The organism is Acinetobacter sp. 766875 (assembly GCF_000582055.1).
Lineage (GTDB): Bacteria > Pseudomonadota > Gammaproteobacteria > Pseudomonadales > Moraxellaceae > Acinetobacter > Acinetobacter nosocomialis.
The window spans coordinates 91,221-112,676 of the sequence record NZ_JEXX01000004.1; the positions used below are offsets into that span (position 1 = coordinate 91,221).

The 21,456-nt window shown below is 39.7% G+C and carries 21 protein-coding genes; 7 read left to right on the forward strand and 14 right to left on the reverse strand.

Annotated features, from left to right (window positions below; translation table 11 throughout):
* Position 1: 1 nt before the first annotated feature.
* The gene (locus J576_RS05700) at positions 2–301 is read right to left on the reverse strand and encodes a recombinase-like helix-turn-helix domain-containing protein (RefSeq protein ID WP_000847096.1); all 300 of its coding nucleotides are present in this window, start codon (positions 299–301) and stop codon (positions 2–4) included.
* A 27-nt stretch (positions 302–328) separates the two neighbouring features.
* Positions 329–634, reverse strand: a complete 306-nt coding sequence (locus J576_RS05705; RefSeq protein ID WP_000118514.1) for a non-heme iron oxygenase ferredoxin subunit — start codon at positions 632–634, stop codon at positions 329–331.
* Between the two features lie 273 nt (positions 635–907).
* On the opposite strand from J576_RS05705, the gene J576_RS05710 reads away from it, so the two are divergent.
* Positions 908–1,720: an IclR family transcriptional regulator gene (locus J576_RS05710; protein WP_000051057.1), complete on the forward strand. Its 813-nt coding sequence runs from the start codon at positions 908–910 to the stop codon at positions 1,718–1,720.
* 45 nt (positions 1,721–1,765) lie between these two features.
* Here J576_RS05710 and J576_RS05715 read toward each other — a convergent pair whose 3' ends face one another.
* Together J576_RS05715 and pnuC are read right to left on the reverse strand one after the other, a co-directional pair.
* Positions 1,766–2,065: a hypothetical protein gene (locus tag J576_RS05715; protein WP_002054355.1), complete on the reverse strand. Its 300-nt coding sequence runs from the start codon at positions 2,063–2,065 to the stop codon at positions 1,766–1,768.
* Between the two features lie 14 nt (positions 2,066–2,079).
* Entirely contained in the window at positions 2,080–2,661 is a 582-nt protein-coding gene (pnuC, locus tag J576_RS05720) for a nicotinamide riboside transporter PnuC (protein WP_002054318.1), read from the reverse strand.
* Between the two features lie 247 nt (positions 2,662–2,908).
* Between pnuC and J576_RS05725 the strand changes: the two genes are divergently transcribed.
* Positions 2,909–3,697, forward strand: coding sequence for a crotonase/enoyl-CoA hydratase family protein (locus J576_RS05725; RefSeq protein ID WP_002054461.1), 789 nt, complete (start codon positions 2,909–2,911; stop codon positions 3,695–3,697).
* A gap of 108 nt (positions 3,698–3,805) precedes the next feature.
* On the opposite strand, the gene pgaD is transcribed toward J576_RS05725, so the two are convergent.
* From pgaD to J576_RS05750, 5 genes are all read right to left on the reverse strand, one after another.
* Positions 3,806–4,225: a poly-beta-1,6-N-acetyl-D-glucosamine biosynthesis protein PgaD gene (gene pgaD, locus J576_RS05730; RefSeq protein ID WP_002054480.1), complete on the reverse strand. Its 420-nt coding sequence runs from the start codon at positions 4,223–4,225 to the stop codon at positions 3,806–3,808.
* A gap of 86 nt (positions 4,226–4,311) precedes the next feature.
* Entirely contained in the window at positions 4,312–5,568 is a 1,257-nt protein-coding gene (pgaC, locus tag J576_RS05735) for a poly-beta-1,6-N-acetyl-D-glucosamine synthase (RefSeq protein WP_004888283.1), read from the reverse strand.
* Positions 5,569–5,581: 13 nt separating this feature from the next.
* Positions 5,582–7,576, reverse strand: coding sequence for a poly-beta-1,6-N-acetyl-D-glucosamine N-deacetylase PgaB (gene pgaB / locus J576_RS05740; protein WP_002054296.1), 1,995 nt, complete (start codon positions 7,574–7,576; stop codon positions 5,582–5,584).
* Between the two features lie 236 nt (positions 7,577–7,812).
* Positions 7,813–8,154 (reverse strand): FKBP-type peptidyl-prolyl cis-trans isomerase, encoded by a 342-nt coding sequence (locus tag J576_RS05745; protein WP_002054441.1) that lies wholly within the window; start codon positions 8,152–8,154, stop codon positions 7,813–7,815.
* 87 nt (positions 8,155–8,241) lie between these two features.
* On the reverse strand, positions 8,242–8,772 hold the full coding sequence (locus tag J576_RS05750; protein ID WP_002054386.1) for a YaeQ family protein: 531 nt from the start codon (positions 8,770–8,772) through the stop codon (positions 8,242–8,244).
* A gap of 189 nt (positions 8,773–8,961) precedes the next feature.
* On the opposite strand from J576_RS05750, the gene dctA reads away from it, so the two are divergent.
* Positions 8,962–10,224 (forward strand): C4-dicarboxylate transporter DctA, encoded by a 1,263-nt coding sequence (gene dctA, locus J576_RS05755; RefSeq protein WP_002054365.1) that lies wholly within the window; start codon positions 8,962–8,964, stop codon positions 10,222–10,224.
* A 40-nt stretch (positions 10,225–10,264) separates the two neighbouring features.
* Here the strand turns inward: dctA and J576_RS05760 are convergent, their stop codons facing one another.
* A complete protein-coding gene (locus J576_RS05760; RefSeq protein WP_002054311.1) occupies positions 10,265–11,263 on the reverse strand; it encodes a CobW family GTP-binding protein in 999 nt (332 codons plus the stop codon).
* A 502-nt stretch (positions 11,264–11,765) separates the two neighbouring features.
* On the opposite strand from J576_RS05760, the gene J576_RS05765 reads away from it, so the two are divergent.
* Positions 11,766–11,963 (forward strand): hypothetical protein, encoded by a 198-nt coding sequence (locus J576_RS05765; RefSeq protein WP_002054416.1) that lies wholly within the window; start codon positions 11,766–11,768, stop codon positions 11,961–11,963.
* Positions 11,964–12,093: 130 nt separating this feature from the next.
* Here the strand turns inward: J576_RS05765 and J576_RS05770 are convergent, their stop codons facing one another.
* From J576_RS05770 to J576_RS05785, 4 genes are all read right to left on the reverse strand, one after another.
* Entirely contained in the window at positions 12,094–12,609 is a 516-nt protein-coding gene (locus J576_RS05770; RefSeq protein WP_002054353.1) for an acyl-CoA thioesterase, read from the reverse strand.
* Positions 12,610–12,870: 261 nt separating this feature from the next.
* Complete coding sequence (locus tag J576_RS05775) at positions 12,871–13,485, reverse strand: MarC family protein (protein WP_002054351.1); 615 nt, start codon at positions 13,483–13,485, stop codon at positions 12,871–12,873.
* 11 nt (positions 13,486–13,496) lie between these two features.
* On the reverse strand, positions 13,497–15,563 hold the full coding sequence (locus J576_RS05780; protein ID WP_002054451.1) for a choline transporter: 2,067 nt from the start codon (positions 15,561–15,563) through the stop codon (positions 13,497–13,499).
* 117 nt (positions 15,564–15,680) lie between these two features.
* Positions 15,681–17,303: a BCCT family transporter gene (locus J576_RS05785; RefSeq protein WP_002054402.1), complete on the reverse strand. Its 1,623-nt coding sequence runs from the start codon at positions 17,301–17,303 to the stop codon at positions 15,681–15,683.
* Between the two features lie 265 nt (positions 17,304–17,568).
* Here J576_RS05785 and betI point away from each other — a divergent pair, with 265 nt between their 5' ends.
* The 3 genes from betI to betA all read left to right on the forward strand — a co-directional run bounded on the left by betI (position 17,569) and on the right by betA (position 21,411).
* A complete protein-coding gene (betI, locus tag J576_RS05790; RefSeq protein WP_000166965.1) occupies positions 17,569–18,192 on the forward strand; it encodes a transcriptional regulator BetI in 624 nt (207 codons plus the stop codon).
* On the forward strand, positions 18,185–19,657 hold the full coding sequence (betB, locus tag J576_RS05795; RefSeq protein WP_002054363.1) for a betaine-aldehyde dehydrogenase: 1,473 nt from the start codon (positions 18,185–18,187) through the stop codon (positions 19,655–19,657). The genes betI and betB overlap by 8 nt, the downstream gene beginning before the upstream one ends.
* Positions 19,658–19,752: 95 nt before the next feature.
* Complete coding sequence (betA, locus tag J576_RS05800) at positions 19,753–21,411, forward strand: choline dehydrogenase (RefSeq protein WP_002054383.1); 1,659 nt, start codon at positions 19,753–19,755, stop codon at positions 21,409–21,411.
* Positions 21,412–21,456 lie beyond the last annotated feature (45 nt).

Below are 21,456 nucleotides of genomic sequence, written 5' to 3' on the forward strand. Positions count from 1 at the left end.
ATCAATAACCTAAACGTTGCATTTCTTCTGTAAAGCTCTCAGAAGTCCATTCATCACCAGATTCACAACGGAAACCTTGCTGATTAAGTGCAGAAACAACCTCATCTAATTCTGTTGCGCCCGCAGAAAATGCCTGAATCAAGTTCTTTACAAAGTCTTGTTCGTAGAGAGTCGGTTCTTTATAACGTGTTTGCCAAACCAACAATTCAGATTGACCTGGAACTTGAATATTGTTGATACCTGCTTCGGTTGCCGGCGTTGCATGAATCCAGCTTGCCAACTTTTCATTAAATGTCTTCATTGTTCTGCTTCCTTGTACATGTGAGGACTAGAGTTGAATTTGAATATCCTGTCCTTCAACACGAACTGGGTACGTACATAGGTTTCTACACCCGGGTCCACTTTTTAGCTCACCTGTCTGAATGTCAAAAATTGCTTCGTGCAATGGACATTCCACAGTTTGATCTTCAATAAATCCTTCCGTTAATAAGGCATACGCATGAGGGCAAACATTTTCGATAGCGAAGTAATTTTCATCGACAAAAAAAACACCAATTTTTTTCCCTTCAACTTCGACGGCTTTCGGCTCATCTTCGCTAACGTCACCCTGCTGACAAACTGAGATCCAACTCATACCTTGCGCCCTCATTTTGTTTTATATACAAAACATAATTTGATTTTCAAAACACAAGCTAAGCATAATCCTCTTGATTAATTTTTGTCAAAGTAAAAATAAACATTAAAATCAATTGATTAATAAATTTTAAATAATTTGTTACGTTTAAGAATAGAAACAATGTTTTAAATATAAAAATTGTTTTATGTAATCTTTATAATTACAATAGTTCTAAAATAAAGCATAATGCCCCAATTCGAACCCTGTTTTATTTATAGGAAAACGACACGAATGAGCCTAGAGATTGAAGAAGATTCGCAAGAATCAGAAACAACAAAAAATGATGATCGGTATTTAGTACCAGGGCTTGTGCGTGGTTTAGCCATCTTGCAAGCATTTAATCAACAAGCACAAGAAATGACGATTACAGAAATTGCCGAAATTTTGGAAGTGAACCGTTCTAGTGCATTTCGGCTTATCTATACACTTGAAGCTTGCGGTTACTTAAGAAAAGCTTCACAAAAAACGTATGCTTTGGATTCAAAAGTTATGGAGCTTGGTTTTAACAGTTTATCAAAGCTTTCATTACTTGATTTATCGACTCCTTTAATGAAAGAACTACGTGACCAGACCAAACTTGCAGTACACCTGACCGTTTTAGAAGGTACACACATTGTTTTTGTAAATAACGTTCAATCTATGGGGACGTTTACCAGCAATATTAGTTTAGGCACTCGCTGGCCTGCCCATGCGACAGTTATTGGTCAAATGTTATTGTCAGATTTACCAGAGGCAGAAGTACGCCAACGCTATCGTAATTTCAATGACTGGGATAGTTACTCAGAACTGACCCCAACCAGTTTAAAAGCGTTATTGCAAAAATTGAATTATGTAAAAACTCAAAAGTCGATGGTGAGCTGGGGTCATTACAACCATGATATGGCTGCTTGTGCTGCCCCTATTTTCAAACAATCAAATGGAAAAATGGTGGCTGTCCTTTCGGTAAGTTGCCCAATTACCACTTATGATGAAAAGACCTTTAAAGAAGATATTGCCGCTCTGGTCATCGCAACGGCAGATAAAATTTCAAAATTTATCTATTAAAAAAAGCGACGTTAAGTCGCTTTTTTTGTACTTTAATTTCATCAATTAAAAATTACACTTAAAAGTTTCACCATTCATATTCTGAAAACTCAGTGTTGAATAATTTTCTTTAATATCAAACTTTAAGTACTGCTGTTTAAACTGTAGTACTGCATAAAACTCTTCGGCTCCATCATCTAAACCTGTCGCAGAGACTTGGGTCCCTTGGGGAAAGTCCTTGAGCCATGCAGCCTTATAGAAATCTGACACTGAATTAAAATCTATATATTTTTCAGGCTCAGCCATAATTTTTGCAGCAATTTGATCAAACTGTTGTTGCTTATAAGCCTCTAAACTCAACAACATGGTTATTCTCCCAATTAAAGCTGCTCAGCACCTAAGTTCTGCTTTCTTTTAACCTTTTCCCATTGATACCAACCATAAGCTGCCATTAATACAAAGGCTGCATATAAAGCAGAAGTTAAAAACAGATCTTTATAAATAAACATTCCCACATAAATAATGTCGACAAATACCCAAAGTATCCATGTCGCAATATGCTTTCGGCTGGTCCAGTAAGTGGCAAGCAAACTAAATGCCGCAAGCTGTGAGTCGAGCATCGGCACCGCTGCATTGGTAAAGTTTTTAAGTATCAGACCAAAGAGCAAGCCACCTACCGCGGCAATGATCATTTGAAAAATTGCCACCTTAGGAGCTATTGGTTCTATACGAATGTCATGATCTTGCTGCTTTCCTTTGAGCCAATAGTAAAAACCATAAAAATTTACAGCCATAAAAAAGAACTGCAAAATCGTTTCACCATAAAGCTTAAATTCGTAAAACAAATAAGCGTATAAAACAAAGGCGAAGAAATTAAACAGCCAGCACCACATATTACGGATTACCGTTAACCCGACACCAATGAGGCTAATTAAGACCGCGAAAATTTCTAGAGGTGACATAAGAGAAGCTGCTTATTGAGATCAATTTAACAGCGTATTATGAGAAAAATATAAGACTAAGCAAACTGCTAATTTAAATAAATCATGAAAATTGACATTATCTTAGGATCTGTCTTTTCGTATGAAATTGATTTACTTCAATACATAGACAAAAGAAATACTGATCAAGTCACTAACAATTTCTATTTGCTAGTTTTTAAATGATTGTTTAAAAGATAATGAGAGACAAATAAAAGAGCTTGAAAATATGTCAAATCAAGAAGGAAAAGTCAGCCGTGAAACTCGCGGACATATTTTTTTAATTGGCTTAGATCGCGCAGCAAAACGTAATGCCTTTGATAGTCACATGATTAAAGACTTATCACTAGCGCTCACCGAATATGAAAATAATGACGCCCTGCGCTGTGCGATTGTTTTTGCTCACGGTGACCATTTTACAGCTGGCTTAGATTTGGTTGAGTTACAACCTAAGCTTGCTACAGGTGTTTTTGATTTTAGTGAAAATGAAATTAACCCGTGGGGCACAATAGGTCGAAAGCTGAGTAAACCTTTGATTGTGGCAGTACAGGGTTATTGCTATACCGCTGGCATAGAACTCTTTCTCAATGCAGATATTGCGATTGCAAGTGAAAATACTCAGTTTGCTCAAATGGAGGTTCAACGTGGCATCTTACCTTTTGGCGGAGCAACTGCACGTTTCACTCAAGCCGCGGGTTGGGCCAAAGCCATGCGCTATTTGCTTACAGGTGACTCTTTTGATGCCAAAGCAGCCTTGGATATGAACCTGATTACAGAAGTTTGCCTAGAAGGTACGGAGCTTAACCGTGCCATAGAACTCGCTGAACATATTGCTCAAGCAGCGCCCCTTGCCGTAAAAGCCACTCTTGCCTCTGCACGTGAAGCTATTAATGAAGGTTACGAGGTTGCTTTTCATCAATTGCAAAATCATCTACAACCTTTACTAACTACAGAAGATGTTCAAGAGGGTGTTTTTGCTATGCTACAAAAAAGACCACCAGTGTTTAGAGGCAAATAAAACCGATTCAAACACTACGCTTCGGGGTCTAAAATTTATGACTCACTAAGAGTAAATATGCAAAAAAAGAAAGCCCACATGATGTGGGCTTTCTTTTATTTATTAGATTTATTCAACTCTAATGATTTTACCAAATTCATCATGGTGAACGACCGTAATTTTTTGGCTACGGCCCTGTTCAATTTCTTGTTCTGGCAAATCAAAGTAACGTGCATAATCATCTGTCTGTTTCATGTTAAGTGCACTACCCCCAACACGGCGTTCAGGCAACACATGACTCCAGAGCAGCAAGCCAATTGCACAAGCAATCAGAGCTGTAATGCCATGTTCAATTCCTACACCAAAAGCACTAAACAAACGATGTACTAAATGAGTTTTTTGGAGCTCTGCCAATACCCAAATAAATACAAACGGACGCCACAACAACAACCAACCGCCCCACATCATGGCTGTGCTTGTTGTAGAAACATAGCGTTTGTGCCATGGTAGTTGACGACGTAAATCAATAATCAACGAATTTGTCTTCATTTCTCTTTACCTAACGAAGTGCTGCGGTTTTTCCCCAGACATCAATACAGCACGATCTTTAAAATCTCATGACTCTTGCATTTCATCTAACGAATGCCCCGATCCGGGCTCACCCAACGTGCTCGTTTCTCATCTCCACGTCGTAAGACCTTTGGAAATGCCACAATGGTTGCCGAAATGGTGATTAGCCAAAAGACCAATGGATACCAGATCATCCAGAAATAATTTTTTCCTAGATGCGGTTCATAGCGACTATCCATCCATTTGCTTAAAGCAAACTGAATTAGACAGGTTGCCCCCAATAAAATACCGCTACCATACGGTAAAAATGGGGAACTCACAACGGCTAAAGCAGGGATTGGTAAAATAAAATGTACCAACCACAATAAAGCCATTGCCAGCATTAAATATGACCATACTAAAGTTAAGCAAAGCTCAAACATTAGAGGCCATAAAAAATTCAATTTTGGTTTGGTGAACACATCAATGTTTTTAATTAAAACCTGTGCTCCACCCATTGCCCAACGTAAACGCTGTTTCCATAAACCATTTAAAGTTTCAGGCATCAAAATCCAAACCAAGGCATTCGGTTCAAAACGAATGTCCCAGCCTGCACGCTGCAACTTCCAAGTAATGTCGATGTCTTCAGTCAACATATTTGGTGACCAATAATCGACTTGATGAACAGCGCTTTTACGAAAAGCTGTAATTACACCAGACACTGTAAATAAACGACCAAATGTACGCTGTGCACGTTTAATCATTCCCACAATCGAAGAAAACTCACCGACTTGAATACGGCCTAACAAAGTTGAACGCGTACGTATACGTGGGTTTCCAGTTACAGCTGCAACCGTTGGGTTCTGAAGAAAATGACGAATCATCCATTTTGCTGCATGTGGGTCAAGCAAAGCATCACCATCGATACCAATTAAAAATTCGGCATCGGTCATCAGGCTACCCGCCTGTAGTCCCATCGCTTTTCCTTGGTTTTGTGCAAGGTGAACAACACGAAGTTTTTCGTATTGTTCAGCTAAACGATCGAGCACTTCACCCGTATTATCCGAACTGCCATCATTAATCGCAATGACTTCAAAATTTGGATAATCCAGTTTTAAAGCATGGCTAATGGTTTCCTCTGCATTATCACCTTCGTTAAAGCAAGGGATGAGTACAGCAACTTTCGGATAGCTTTCTAATGGAGCGGGTTGATCATAAGGTGGAGCCTTACGTTCCTTCCAATAGAAAATGATCGCACCAATCATCCATAGATATGACATAAACAATGGATAATAAAAAACGAATTTTAGGGCGTGCGACCATATTGCAGCAAAGATTGTCATGTTTCAGCCTCGTCTATGGCACAAGACGAGATGACTTTTCAGCAAATGCTTTATGCATCACGTTCACGTCCGGATGATCTTTAATTGGGTCATCTGGATAGTATGCAACATGCATTGCACCTTGTTCATAGAGAGAATGAATCGTCGCAGCCATTTCAGTTGAAGGTACCTTTTCGTTATTACGCCAGTTTGTTGCCTGTAGCTCAAAAACTGTTTTCTTAATGCCATTTGGATATTTTTTCACGCGATCAACCATATCTTTATAGAATTGATCTGGATTTTTCACTTGCTCCATATAAGGCATCGCCATAATAGCAGTAAAATCATAACGGTTTAATGACTCTTCAAGTGACTGAGAGTACCAATTTTCCGCATATGGTTTTAAAGCCACTTGCGCATATAAATTACGTGCTGTTAACAGGAACGGTTCATATTGACGAACCTCATCAACAAGCTGCATCGCAAAATCATCTAAATATCTTGTTTTAAATGCAGTCCACTTTTGCAAATCTTCGTCATTCGCACGAATTTTTGCCAAGTCTGTTGGTAAGCCTTGTTTTGCATAAGCTTTTAAAGCATCTGGACTTGCATCTTCATAATCAGACAAGGTCACATCGTCATGGAATAAAATTCCATTAAAAGACGATGATTTTGCTAAATCTTCATATATTTCACGGATAGTTTGACGCGCTTCTGGTGAAAAAGGACTTAAACGAATGTATCCCATATTGAGGTGTCCACTCGTCTTATCCTGTTGGGTCACAACCAAATCTTTCGATACTGGATCAGTTTTTGGTAGTTCCCATGCCAATAATGGCATCCACGCATAAATACGGCTTACAGGAGTACGTGTTTGAATTTGCCATGCAACACGGTTGAATAAATCAGCACGCATAGGAATATGTCGATTTGGGAAGTATACCATATCGGCAGAACCATTCGCATCTGCATCAGAGAAAGCCTGCAAATAAACTGTATTTACACCCATTGCATTAATACGGTCGAGTAAATTACCTAAATTGCGCTCTTGCTGTTGCGGGTCTGGATCATAAATATAGTCGAGATCCACATGCATGATTTTTTGCGGACGATTATTATCCGTTAAATTTAACTCACGATTTTTAATTTCTTGAGCTAAATCATTCGTGCTCATTCCACCCTCTACCAAAATACGACTCATATTTTGTAGAGACTGTTTTGCATGATCTGCCCCATCATCAAGTGTGATAGTAATTGGCATACCAAGCTTTTTAGCAATTTGAACAGTTTGCATATTATAGCGACCATATGGCCACACCATAATACGTGGTGAACGTATACCATGTTCTTTAAGCAACTGATTATTCTTTTTTAAATCATTATAAATTCGGGTCTGATATTGGCTGTCGTTTTCGTACGTTTTAGTTTTTACGTCATAAAAACGAGTTGTCGCCGCAGGTTCAGAGTTGCCTTGAGGGTTACCGGTAATACCACGGTGTAAATGATAGCTGTGGCTTGCAATTTCAACAAAACCGCTGTCTTGCATTTCTTTAAGTTCAGGCCAGCTTAAGATTTTATCACGTGAAATTTCTTCGCCAGAAAAATCTACTTTTTGATTTGCTTTTGGCTCTAGCCATGAACCAACAACAGCAAGCACTACCGGGATTTTTTTAGCCTTAATAACTGGATAGGCATTTTGATAAAAAGACTGATAACCATCATCTACGGTTAATAAAACTGGTTTGGTCGGCAGTGCAGCTTTGCCCTGATGAGCACGAATCAACTGATCTACAGTAATAAAATGGAAACCATTTTTTTGCAACCAATCGATATGCTCACCAAATTGTTTTGTGGTCACTGCATATTGAGGAATTAAGGCATTTTTAGTATCGGTAATTTCATGATAGCCAATAACAGTAAGTTCTGAAGCATCTATTTTAGGAGGCTTAGCTAGTGCCATACCTGACAAGCCTGCTAAAGCTAAGCCAAGCGTTAGATTCAACAAAGGAGATGCAAAACGGGTAATCATGAAATAGCGTCTCAATAGCAATATAGATTATTTATGTGAAATTTAAACTTAAGAACTAAAACTCTTATTTATTTAGTTCTTAAGCTCAAACTGCCCCAAAAGAACAGTTTTTCAGTTCACCTTTATAATGAAATAAACTGAAAATAATCTTAAATATTCAAAAAGCTAAAATATAAATAACGAATATATTCATATTTAAAGCTTATATAAAAAAATCAAACGGTAAAATTTTGATTTCATTCATCGCGAGTTTTTACATCAAACAATTCAATTTCAAAAATCAAGTTTGAGTTTGCCGGAATAATTTTACCCATTTTGCGTTCGCCATAAGCCAAATGCGCAGGAACAATAAGTTTACGTTTACCACCAACTTTCATTCCCATGATGCCTTGGTCCCAACCTTTAATCACACGGCCTGTACCAATGACACATTCGAAATAATTTCCGCGATCAATAGAAGAGTCAAATTTAGTACCATCTTCTAACCACCCTGTATAGTGAGTGGTAATCAAGGCGCCTTTAACCGCTTCTTTACCTTCGCCTACTTTTAAATCGATAATTTCTAATTCAGTGATCATAACATTTCCGTTTCATTTAATTTCACAGCTCAGACTCAATCTTTAGTCTAGCAAGTGAAGTTGTAAAATTTGTTGCGCTTTTCAGTTTTACTGTAATTGTGTCCACACCACATTTGCTTGGCCCTTGTCACTTAACAAAGTCCATTCGTTATCCATAACATTTAACTGTAGCTGCATGGTACGTTCACAAAGTTGTTCTAACTCTGCTGTACTTTCAGGCGCGATTTGCCATACCTGAACATTACCCAGTGTTTTAATTTTACTGTTTCTCTTCCACCAGTCTTCGACTTGGGAACCATAGGCAACAATTGCCACAGTTTTACAACGAGCACTGGCTTTTCTAACTTTATCTTCAGATGGTAAACCAACTTCAATCCAGGTTTCTAACTGCCCTGTTAAGTCTTTTTGCCAAAGTGCCGGCTCATCGGTTTCAAAAAGGTCTTTGGTGAATTCAAGACTATCGCTGGCAAAGCGTGCAAATGCCATAACACGAACCATTAATCGTTCTAAAGTTTCTGAAGGATGTAAGGCAAGAGTCAATTGATAATCGCCATAAATATGGTCATCCATATTGGCAATATTCAAGTCTGCCTTATAAATTGTTGCTTTAAGCGCCATAGTTGAGATGTCCAAAAATTTGGCGCTAAGAATACTCGATTTTAATTAAAAAATTATAGAAAAAACTCAGTAATACAAAACTTCTTTCATGCTTCATTTGCATCTTATTCCAAAACAGCCGTGTACTTTCAAAGTTGGCGGGCTTTTTGCTTTAAAGGGGTGTATTCCTCTCTTTTGATTTGATGACTTATGTGGCAAAAACTTAAACGTAGTTTATTTCTACAAGTCCTCTGCGCTCTCTTCCTTGGTATTGCAGTGGGTCTTGCTTTTCATGATTTCTCCCTAGCTTTAAAACCTCTTGGTGATGGTTTTATTTCTCTCATTAAAATGTTGATTGCTCCAATTGTATTTTGTGTAGTAGTACTGGGAATCTATGGTGCGAACGACATTAAAAAAATGGGCAAAGTCGGTGCAAAAACGATTCTTTATTTTGAAGTCGTCACCAGTATTGCTTTAATTTTGGGAATTATTGTTGCTTATGTCTTTAAACCGGGCGTCGGCATGAATATTGATATTAGCCATTTAGATGCTAAAGATTTAAGTACCTATACCGACCGTGCTCACGACATGCATACGGGTTCGGACTTTCTGCTTAATATTATTCCAAAAACATTTACGGCTGCTTTTGCCAACGGCGATATTTTACAGATTTTACTTATCGCGATTTTGTTTGGTGTTTCTCTCCTTTTAATTCCTAAACATTTAGCAGAACTGGTACGTCAGGCACTTGAAGCTTTTTCTGAAGTTTTCTTTAAAATTATGGGTCTGATTATTCGCCTAGCTCCAATTGGTGTATTCGGTTCAGTTGCCTATACCACTGCAAAATTTGGATCAGACTCACTCCTGCAACTCGGTTATCTGGTTTTACTCTTTTATGCAACCTGCATTTTATTTGTTGTGATTGTTTTAGGTTCAATTCTAAAGCTTACCGGCCTGAATATTTTCAAGTTTGTGGGTTATTTTAAAGATGAGCTCGCGATTGTTTTAGGTACTGCTTCTTCTGACTCGGTACTTCCTCAAGTCATGAAAAAGCTTAAAAACCTAGGTATTAAAGATTCAACAGTCGGTCTGGTCATCCCAACCGGTTATTCTTTTAATTTAGATGGCTTTTCAATTTACTTAACTCTAGGGGTGATCTTTATTGCACAGGCCTGCAATATCGATCTTTCTATGCATGACTTGTTGGCTATTTTGCTGGTTTCGCTCATTACCTCTAAAGGCGCACACGGTATTCCGGGATCTGCCTTAGTGATTCTTGCTGCAACACTTTCAGTCATTCCAAGCTTACCTGCAATTGGTTTAGTACTTTTACTGTCTGTAGACTGGTTTATCGGGATTATCCGTGCCTGTACCAACCTCATTGGTAACTGTGTTGCGACCGTAGTCATTGCCCATTGGGAAAAAGACATCGACCATGCACAAGCAAAACAAGTACTTGATATAAAAAATTGAATTTTTTATGGAGAACATTGAAGTATCTTTTCAATGTTCTCTATTCAGCAATTCTGCAGTCTAATAATTCAGATTCAAATGCCAGCCAGTCGTGGTCATGTTGACTAATCATTTCAATACGATTATCAATCCCTTCTTCACCAGACTTATAGTTAAACTGCTCAGGATTAAAGTTAAAGGTCTTCCATCCCTGATCTGTATTAAAAATTCCTTTAATACGTAGCCAGTCTTTCTGTGCACATAACACATCGAGCAGAGCATAAAATTCAAATTTCCAACGTTTAGGTAATTTCCAACCCGCCACAATATAACCTTGTGCCGACTCAACATAGTGATATGGCAATTGATGAATTTCTTTAGCAACTTCAGCTTCGGTCATTTGCTTTTGAAGCTTGAGTAAAGGTTGTATAGAGCGTGCAGTTAAACGAGCAGGCATATCAATTTGTGCTAGTTCAAGTTGACCATGCTCGGTCTTTAGCCATTGCTGCTGATAAGGCTGGTATTCTTCTTTAAGCTCAACCAGTGCCTGTTCATCTTCAAAAGTCATGGTGTCAGCATGAGAGACCACTACAATTTGTGCAGCCTTTAACTGATCTTCATACAGATTTTGTTTAACCCAATTGGTGTCATGCAAACGGCTACCATCGACAACTGTAACCAATGCACGCATAGCCAAGCTGTTTTGCCAATGCGGTTCGGTTAACTGATCAAATAATTGCGAAGGGTGCCCAAGCCCAGTAGGTTCAATAAAAAGTCGGTCTGGCTTTTGTTCACTTAACAAGCGAGCCAAAGCAATATGCATTGGGAGTTGACTACTACAGCATAAACAGCCGCCCAATAATTCCTTTACTGCATAGCCCTGATCTTGTGGTAAGAGCTGTTGATCTACTCCAATTTGCCCAAACTCATTCATTAAAACCGCCCACACTTCATTTTTGGGTTTCTGACTTAACAAATGCTGCAATAACGTCGTTTTCCCTGCCCCTAAAAACCCTGAAATAATATGGGTAGGAACAGTTTTTTGGGCAAAAATTTTCACAGGTGGCTCAAATCAACAAGGTTTAAAAACTAAAAAAGGTATATCACTGTTTAACTACTATGAAAATATTTTTTCATTTTGAAGCTATAGTTTTCAATTATCCGGCTAAAACAATCTTTATGTGACATAAATCTCATAAATTATTTAAATTAACTTTAAAGAAAAAAGAATTAAACGGAATATTCTATTTATAGACATTCATAATTCATGCCAGAGTGTTTTGTTTACGTAAACAATTTGGCTTTTTTTTACTCAACAAGAAATATTCTTTCACATTTTTAGCGTTCAACTAGCGCTTTAATTTTACAGTAGACGCACATAAACGGCCCGTATATTTCATATTGTTAAGATAGGCGTAATAGATTGTTAAGTTAATTGATGTAATCCAAAGCTCGGCTTAGCATGTGTCCTAGCTTAGTCATTCAGCCATACATGTTTTATCTCCGTTAGGTTGAACGATTAGGTTTGATTTATTTTTTAATGAATTTAAGGATGCCATAAAATGAAATTAGCTAAAACTTTACTCGCTACTACCCTAGCTTTAACTGCTGCTTCAACTTTTGCTGCTTCTAAACATGATAAAGTTCATGCTCCAGCAGAAGATAAAGTTGTAGTTTCAACTCAAGAACAAGCAAACACTGCAAATGCTGCATCTGAAGCGGTAGGTTCTGCTTCTGAAGCTGCTCCTGCTGCTCAATAATTATCTCTGTACTCTCCTCCAAGCTCAGAGATAATTTTGCTGAAACGAAACAGGAAGTTGAATTTCAGTGAATAAAAAAAGATCGAACCATGCTGCGGTTCGATCTTTTTTATTTTAGTCGTTTTTCTTTTTAAGAAGTTTTCTTATACATGCTACAAGAAGGATTATGATTTTCTTGTAGGCGTAATACCTTGCGGTGTTCTGCCGCTTCAAATCGACAGCGTTTCCACTCTGTATCGAGTTTTAATTGAGGCACTTCACGAGGTTTACCATTCTCATCAACCGAAACCATCGTGAAATAACAGCTATTGGTGTGGCGCACGGTACGCTTTTGAATATTCTGTGCTTCTACACGAATACCCACTTCCATTGAAGTACGGCCCACATGGTTGACACTCGCTAAAAATGTAACGAGTTCGCCCACATAAATCGGTTCTTTAAAATTTACTTTGTCTACAGACAACGTTACGACGTAGCTGCCTGAATAACGACTTGCACAAGCATAGGCCACTTGGTCTAGCAGCTTTAGAATTGTTCCACCATGAACATTACCTGAAAAATTTGCCATATCCGGCGTCATTAAAACTGACATGGTTAATTCTGACTGATCATCAGTTACGGTTGTCATTTCATCTAATGTAGGCATGACTCAACTCTGTCTCAAACAAGCTCAGAAAACATTATGGTTGATAATTCACAAAAAAAACATGCTTAAATCCACAACATAGCATCGTATTTTTTAATATTGTTAATTCTTTTTTTGAACGAATATTTTTTAAACTATTATTTTTAATAATTTTTTAGTTTTTCTTAAATAAAAAGTTATTGAGCGGTCAAAAATAATCAAAAGATGCTATGCCATTTTGTTCCATTTTAAATGACATAGCATCGTTTTATATGAGCCTGACTATACTTTATGGATCAGTCCGGTAATACCATTAATAATCATATCAACAGCAATCGTACCGATTAATAAAGCAGATAAACGCCCGACTATATCAAAATAGCGATCGATATATTTTGCATGTTTGTAGCGTAAATGATCATGTGAAAATTTCATCAAAATCAAAATACTGCATGTTAAAAACATGGTAAATCCGATCACAAGTGCCGCAGCACCAATCGACATTTCAATACCTGTCACCACAGCCGCACTAATGGTACCCGGCCCAATCATAAAAGGCATCGCGATGGTTCCAGCTAAATGCTCAGGAGCACCGCGCATTTCACCAATGGTGTCGGCTCCCTGAAACACGTAGCGATAGCCAATCACTAAAAAGATAAGACCACCAAAAATCTGGAAAGCCTCAAAGCGTACATTCAGGTATTTACTAAAGATTGCTTCACCGCCCCATGCAAACAGCATAAAGACGATATAAGCAATCAAGCTCCCCTGAATTAAGGCTTTGTTAAACACCTTAGTTTCTGAATGGCGGATCAGGCCAATCATATAAATGCTCATTAAAAAAGGATTGAGCAAAGAGAAAAATAAAGCAAAAGAATGCAGATATGGTGAAACCATGCATATTCCCCTTAAGCTTGCGGATCTGGGAATAATGGACGGTTCCCAGGGCTAATACGATTAATATGCAAGAACGTCATATGTCTTTCATATTTATCTAAAATGTCATTAATGACCTGCTCTTTACTGTAACCCACAAGGTCGTTGTCTTGAGAACCTTCATAAAGATAAGTTTCGAGACGGTAATAGAACTGTTTGCCTCGTTTTACACGCTGACTAAAGTTAGGCGCGCTATAACGGACTGGCCAAATCTGATACACGAAGTTTTGCTCTTCTTCCAAATGAATGGTGATATCGAGGTGATATAGCGCCTCTTCATCTTCAAGTGGGGTTTGCTGCACATCTACGTTCATACCTTGCTTAATGAGTTCGTCAGCTACGGCCTGAACAGCAGGTTTGCAAACTGTATCGAGCATACGTCTGGTTTCAGAGGTTCCCGGATGATGCATAACCCGAGTCAAACGCTGTTTCCAATTGAGAATGTCGACGTTACCCACCACAGGTGCTGCGTTCATACTTCGGCTTGCATGCCTGTAGTCTTCAAGTCTAAGTGACTTATAAAGCCCCGCCATCACAAGGAACATCACGAAACTAAACGGCAGTCCCATAATGATGGTTGCATTTTGCAAAGCGGTAATCCCGTTGGTCATCAGCATAGCGAGCGTTAATAAGCCAATGGCAATTGCCCAAAACACGCTTAACCAACGCGGCGCATCATTATCAATATGGGTAAGCTTGGTCGTGAAGTTACCTAAAACCAATGCCCCCGAATCGGCAGAAGTCACATAGAATAAAAGGCCTGTTACTGTTGCGACTGAAGCAATGAAAGTAAAGCCCGGGTACTGTGCTAACAGGTCATAAAAACCATGTGCCGGATTGGATAATACCGTTGCAGCCAATGTCTGGTTGCCTTCAAAAATCACGCTGTGCAATGCGCTATTACCAAAAATGGATAACCACGTTAAGGTAAATAGCAGAGGAATAATTAAAGTCCCGCACACGAACTCGCGAATAGTACGGCCTCTAGAAATACGAGCCAAAAACAACCCTACAAATGGCGACCAAGCAATCCACCATGCCCAGAAGAACAAAGTCCAACTGCTCATCCAATCTTTAGGTTGCTCAAAAGCAAAACTTTGAAGGGCTAAGGTTGGGAAGCGAGTTAAATAATCACCAATATTTTGTACCAGCGCATTGAGTAAAAACTCGGTATTGCCCAAGAACAAAATAAACAGTAAAAGACCAATTGATACATAAATATTGATTTCAGATAAAATCCGAAGGCCTTTATTCACCCCGGATGTCACTGAAATAATACTAATACCGACTGCAATGGCAATCAGTGCAAACTGCATCCAGATATTCTCTGGCAGTCCTAATAAAACATGTAAACCATAGTTCAGCTGTACCACGCCAATCCCGCAGGTGGTCGCAATACCAAAAATTGTCCCAATGACGGCAGCAGTATCTACACTATGGCCGATGGCCCCATTAATTCTGTTCCCGAAAATTGGGTAAAGTGCAGAACGAATGGTAAGTGGTAAGTTATATCGATAACTGAAATAGCCAAGTGCCATACCAATCAAGGCATACATACACCATCCGGTCAAACCATAGTGAAACAGCGTCCACACCATACTTTGGCGTGCCGCTTCATAGGTCTGGCCTACGCCAACAGGCGGCTGCATATAATGAGATAATGGCTCGGCCACCGAGAAAAACATTAAATCGATACCAATACCTGCCGAAAACAGCATGGCAGACCAACTCAGTAAACTAAACTCAGGCTTTGAGTGTTTAGGACCAAGTTTAATTTCACCATATCGTGAGCAGGCAATGAAAATTACAAACACCATATACAGCGTAGCAGCCAGTAAATAATACCAGCCAAAGGTTGACGTTACCCACGCAAGGACGGTGTTAATGGTTCGATTTGCGAAATCGTTAAATAAAAAAGTAACGAGAGAAAAGATTAAAATGATTAGAGCTGAAATATAAAAAACCACACGGTTAAGCGGGTCTTTTTTAGATTTAGATAATGTTAAATCATCAACTGCTCTTGGATTATCTGTTGCCATACAATCCTCAAGGAATAGAAGAAAAATAAAATATTCAATTTAGTCTTTTCACTATTTAACAATAATGAAAAGACTGCTTTGAACGCAAAAAATATAAATAAATGTGATGAACCAAGGTTATAAAACCTCGGTCACTTTGTTCTGGTCACAATTCGATGGAATAGAAATGTCTTTTGAAATAGCTAACTGCTTTTTCTCAACATTCGGGTCAAAATCATCTTGCTTTAGGGCTTTGGCCAGGCCAAACATATAAAGCAAAATAATCACAGAAAATGGTAAACCACATAACACCACTGCACTTTGCATGGAGTTAAAACTACCTGCTAATAATAAGCCGATACTTACAATGGTAATGACCACAGACCAAAAGATGCGTAACCAGATCGGTGAATCACTATCACTGGTGCCCCCTTTCGAGGACAAATTGGCGATCATTAGTGTACCAGACCCAACCGGTGTCAAAAATAAAACGAAACAAATTACAACAACAATCCCGGCAATATACGGATTAAACGGGAGATATTCGAGTAATTTGAATAATGACAACGCAGGGTCACTTAAAACCATATCACCTAAAACTTTCTGTTTCTGGTTAAGAATAAAATGAATTGCAGTATTTCCAAAAATCGAGATCCAAGCCAAGGTAAAACCTAGTGGAATGAGGCATACACCCAAAACCACTTCTCGAATAGTTCGGCCTTTAGAAATTCGGGCAATAAACATTCCTACAAAAGGTGCCCAAGCAATCCACCATGCCCAATAAAACACAGTCCATGAACCCAACCAGCCACTGGCTTTTTGATTGTATAAATACATATCAAAACTTTTACCCATAAAATTATTAAGGTAATCGCCCGTATTTTGTACAAGACCATTTAACAAATGGTTAGTCGGTCCGGTTAAAAATACAAATAAAAGTAAAGCATAGAGCAAACGTAAATTAGTACGCGATAACCATGCTAAGCCTTTTTCAATCCCGATCACTGTAGTGACTGTCGCCACAAACATCATGATTAAAACTGCAGTGATTAAAGTTGCAGAGCTATGCGGTATTTCAGGAATTAAATAACAAATACCTGAAACTAACACCAAAGCACCAATACCTAAGTTGGTCACTAATGAAATGACAGTTGCTAAAATACCAAACCCATCAACAAAATCGCCAACTAGACCATGTACTCGCTCTCCAAAAATTGGATAGAGCGCCGAGCGTAGTGCGAGTGGTAAATCTTGTCTAAAGGCAAAATAACCTAATGTCACACCGAGCAAGGCATAAAGTACCCAGCCATGAATTCCCCAGTGCAAAAAGCTATAGGTCATAGCATTACGGGCGGCCTGAACAGTACCTGCCTCACCTTCTGGTGGTCTTAGAAAATGGTCAACAGGTTCAGCAACACCATAATAAAGTAGCGCGATACCAATACCTGACGAAAACAGCATTGAGGTCCAAGCCAAATAGCCAAACTCAGGTTTGTCGTGGTCTTTTCCTAAAGGAATCTGTCCCACTTTTGAGAAGGCGAGCCAAGCCACAAAGCCTAAACACAGCACAATCACCAACATGTAATACCACCCGAAAAAGTGGTTTACCTGCTCTTGCACATAGGTCAGCCAAAACTGACTTTTTTCTGGAAACAGTACAAATAATAGGCCAAAAATGCCGATACTGACTGCCGAACTCCAAAATACAAAACGATTTAACCGAATATGGTCTGAAGAATATCCATCACTTTTCAACACCATCTTATTGCTCCTTGCAATCGGTGTATTTTTTCCAAAATAACGTGATAAGTACCGGACTTATGCGCATCATCCTATCCGTAAGAACTTCTGATTCTACCTCTTCTTCCCCGAAATCAGATTCAAAAATTCATTGATTTTTACACATCATACTTGTTATTGATTGAACGTTCAATCAATAACAAGTATGATAAAAAAAGTGCTATGATGCTCTGCAAGTTAACATGCTGAATTTAAAGCACCCCTAAAAGTGCTGATGTGGAAAATCATGACAAAACGCAGAGTAAAACCAGAGCATGTGCGCCGTGAAGAGATTATGAACGCTGCACTCGACGTAATTTATGAAGTGGGGTTATCCAATACCACCATTGCACAAATTGCAAAAAAAGCCGAGTTGTCGACCGGTATTGTCAGCCATTATTTTGGCGACAAACAAGGGTTAATAAATACTTGTATGCAAGAAATGCTCAATGTGTTGCGTCGGAAAACCGAACAGTACAGAGCAGAAGCAGATTCGCATCCGGAAAGCCAGATTAAGGCAATTATTGACTCTAACTTTGACATTAGTCAGGTAAATGAAAAAGCAATGCGGGTCTGGTTAGACTTTTGGTCTGCAAGTATGCATGTACCGGACCTAAGCCGTTTGCAAAAGATTAATGATCAACGCCTGTATTCCAACTTGAAGTTTTATTTTCTCAAGTTAATGGATGAACAACAGGCCAGTGTTGCCGCAAGAGGTTTGGCAGCATTGATTGATGGATTATGGCTACGTGGCAGTTTAAGCCGTCACAACGAATTTGATAGCGAGCTGGCCCGTTCCATTGCTTACGATTATGTAAAAACGCAATTGCAATTTGCGAACAAGCCTTTGCAGGAGAGACAAAATGAGTGATGTACAAGTTTATCAACTGTATATCCATGGACGCTACGTTGAAGCAACCAGTGGTAAAACATTTAATAGTATTAACCCTGCCAACGGCGAGACAATCGCGACTCTTCAACAGGCATCTGAACAAGATATTGAAGCTGCTGTAAAAAGTGCCCAACAAGGACAAAAAATCTGGGCAGCCATGACCGCTATGGAGCGTTCACGTATTTTACGTCGCGCTGTCGATATTCTCCGTGAACGTAATGATGAGCTTGCCCGTCTTGAAACACTCGACACCGGTAAAGCCTATAGCGAAACATCTACCGTCGATATTGTGACTGGTGCAGATGTACTCGAATACTACGCCGGACTTGCAACAGCTATTCAGGGCGAACAAGTCCCACTTCGCGAATCAAGTTTCTTTTATACACGCCGTGAACCTTTAGGCGTGGTTGCAGGTATTGGTGCCTGGAACTATCCAATCCAAATCGCTTTATGGAAATCTGCCCCTGCCCTTGCTGCAGGCAATGCCATGATTTTCAAGCCAAGCGAAACAACGCCACTTACTGCATTAAAACTTGCAGAAATCTATACAGAAGCTGGCTTACCAGACGGCGTATTTAACGTAGTACAAGGTGCTGGTCGTGAAATTGGTCAATGGCTCACTGAACATCCTGTGATTGAAAAAATCTCATTCACGGGTGGCGTAGAAACTGGCAAAAAAGTGATGGCAAGCGCTGCTGGCTCTACCCTTAAAGAAGTGACTATGGAGCTTGGTGGTAAGTCACCACTCATTATTTGTGAAGATGCTGACCTTAACCGTGCAGCAGATATTGCGGTTATGGCGAACTTCTTTAGCTCAGGTCAAGTATGTACCAACGGTACCCGTGTATTTGTTCCAAAATCACGTTTAGCCGACTTTGAAAAAGCCGTTGTAGAGCGTGTAAAACGTATTCGCATTGGTGACCCAATGGCTGAAGACACAAACTTCGGTCCGCTCACCAGCTTCCCTCATATGGAAAAAGTGTTGTCTTTCATTGAGTCAGGCAAACAACAAGGCGCTAAAGTATTAATCGGTGGTGGTCGTGCGACCGAAGGCGAACTAGCCAAAGGCGCTTATGTACTACCAACGGTATTTAGCGACTGCACTGACCAAATGGCGATTGTTCAAGAAGAAATTTTTGGACCGGTTATGAGCATCTTAAGCTATGAAACCGAAGAAGAAGTGATTCAACGTGCCAACGACACGACCTTTGGTCTAGCTGCTGGCGTAGTCACTCAAGATATTAGCCGCGCTCATCGCATTATTCACCAAATTGAAGCTGGTATTTGCTGGATTAACACTTGGGGTGAATCACCTGCCGAGATGCCAGTCGGTGGCTACAAGCAATCTGGTGTGGGCCGCGAAAATGGCTTAACCACGCTTGGGCACTATACCCGTATCAAATCTATTCAAGTTGAACTTGGCGATTATCAAAGCATTTTTTAATGCCTCAATCGCTCTAAACACTTCAACCTAAATCACATATGCCGAGCAGTCTTTATAGATTGCTCAGGCAAACTGTTAGTAAAAAAAGGATAGTTATGAATATTAAAGAATATGATTACATTATTATTGGCGCAGGATCTGCCGGAAATGTACTCGCTGCGCGTCTTACTGAAGACAAAGATACCACCGTTTTACTGCTAGAAGCGGGCGGACCAGATTATCGCTTGGATTTCCGTACACAAATGCCGGCAGCTTTGGCCTATCCTCTTCAAGGCCGTCGCTATAACTGGGCTTATTTAACTGACCCAGAGCCACATATGAACAACCGTCGTATGGAATGTGGTCGTGGTAAAGGTTTAGGTGGGTCATCTTTAATTAATGGTATGTGCTATATCCGCGGTAACGCAATGGATTTAGAACAATGGGCGACCCATAAAGGCCTTGAAAACTGGACTTATGCCGATTGTTTGCCTTACTACAAAAAAGCCGAAACTCGTGACATTGGTGGCAATGACTATCATGGTGATAGCGGTCCTGTATCAGTGGCTACACCAAAAAATGGCAACAACGTGCTGTTCCATGCCATGGTTGAAGCAGGTGTACAGGCAGGTTACCCACGTACTGACGACTTAAACGGTTACCAACAAGAAGGTTTTGGTCCAATGGACCGTACGGTTACGCCTAAAGGCCGTCGTTCAAGTACCGCACGTGGTTATTTGGATATGGCGAAAGGCCGTCCAAACCTGACTATTTTGACTCATGCAACGACCAACAAAATCTTGTTTAATCAAAAGCAAGCGATTGGTGTTGAATACATTATTGGTGCCGACCAAAACAACCTGCAACGCGCATTGGTTAAACGCGAAGTATTACTTTGTGCAGGCGCAATTGCGTCACCGCAAATTTTACAGCGCTCAGGTGTAGGTCAAAGTACCTTCTTAAAATCAATGGACATTGATGTGGTTCATGATTTGCCGGGTGTGGGTGAAAACTTGCAAGATCACTTGGAAATGTACTTACAGTATAAATGTAAGCAACCCGTTTCTTTATACCCGGCTTTAAAATGGTATAACCAACCTGCCATTGGTGCCGAGTGGTTATTCAATGGTACAGGTATTGGTGCAAGCAACCAGTTTGAAGCGGGTGGATTTATCCGTAGTTCGGATGAGTTTAAGTGGCCAAACATTCAATACCATTTCTTACCAGTAGCTATTAACTACAACGGTAGTAATGCTGTAAAAGAACATGGCTTCCAAGCACACGTGGGTTCAATGCGTTCGCCTTCACGCGGTCGTATCAAACTTAAATCGAAAGACCCATTTGCGCACCCAAGTATCTTGTTTAACTACATGTCGACTGAACAAGACTGGCGTGAGTTCCGTGATGCAATCCGTATTACGCGTGAAATCATGCAGCAATCTGCGCTTGATCCATATCGTGGTGATGAAATTAGTCCGGGCAAACATTTGCAGACAGATGCAGAGCTTGATGACTTTGTTCGCAACCATGCAGAAACAGCTTACCACCCGTCTTGTAGCTGTAAGATGGGTGAAGACGAAATGGCTGTTGTAGATGGTCAAGGCCGCGTACACGGTATGAATGGTTTGCGTGTGGTTGATGCCTCAATTATGCCGCTCATTATTACCGGTAACTTAAATGCAACCACCATTATGATAGCTGAGAAAATTGCAGACCAAATTCGTGGACGTGAAGCACTACCACGTTCAACTGCACCTTTTTATGTAGCTTCATAAAACTATTTAGGGCATATTTCTTATACAGGAATATGCCCTAAATTT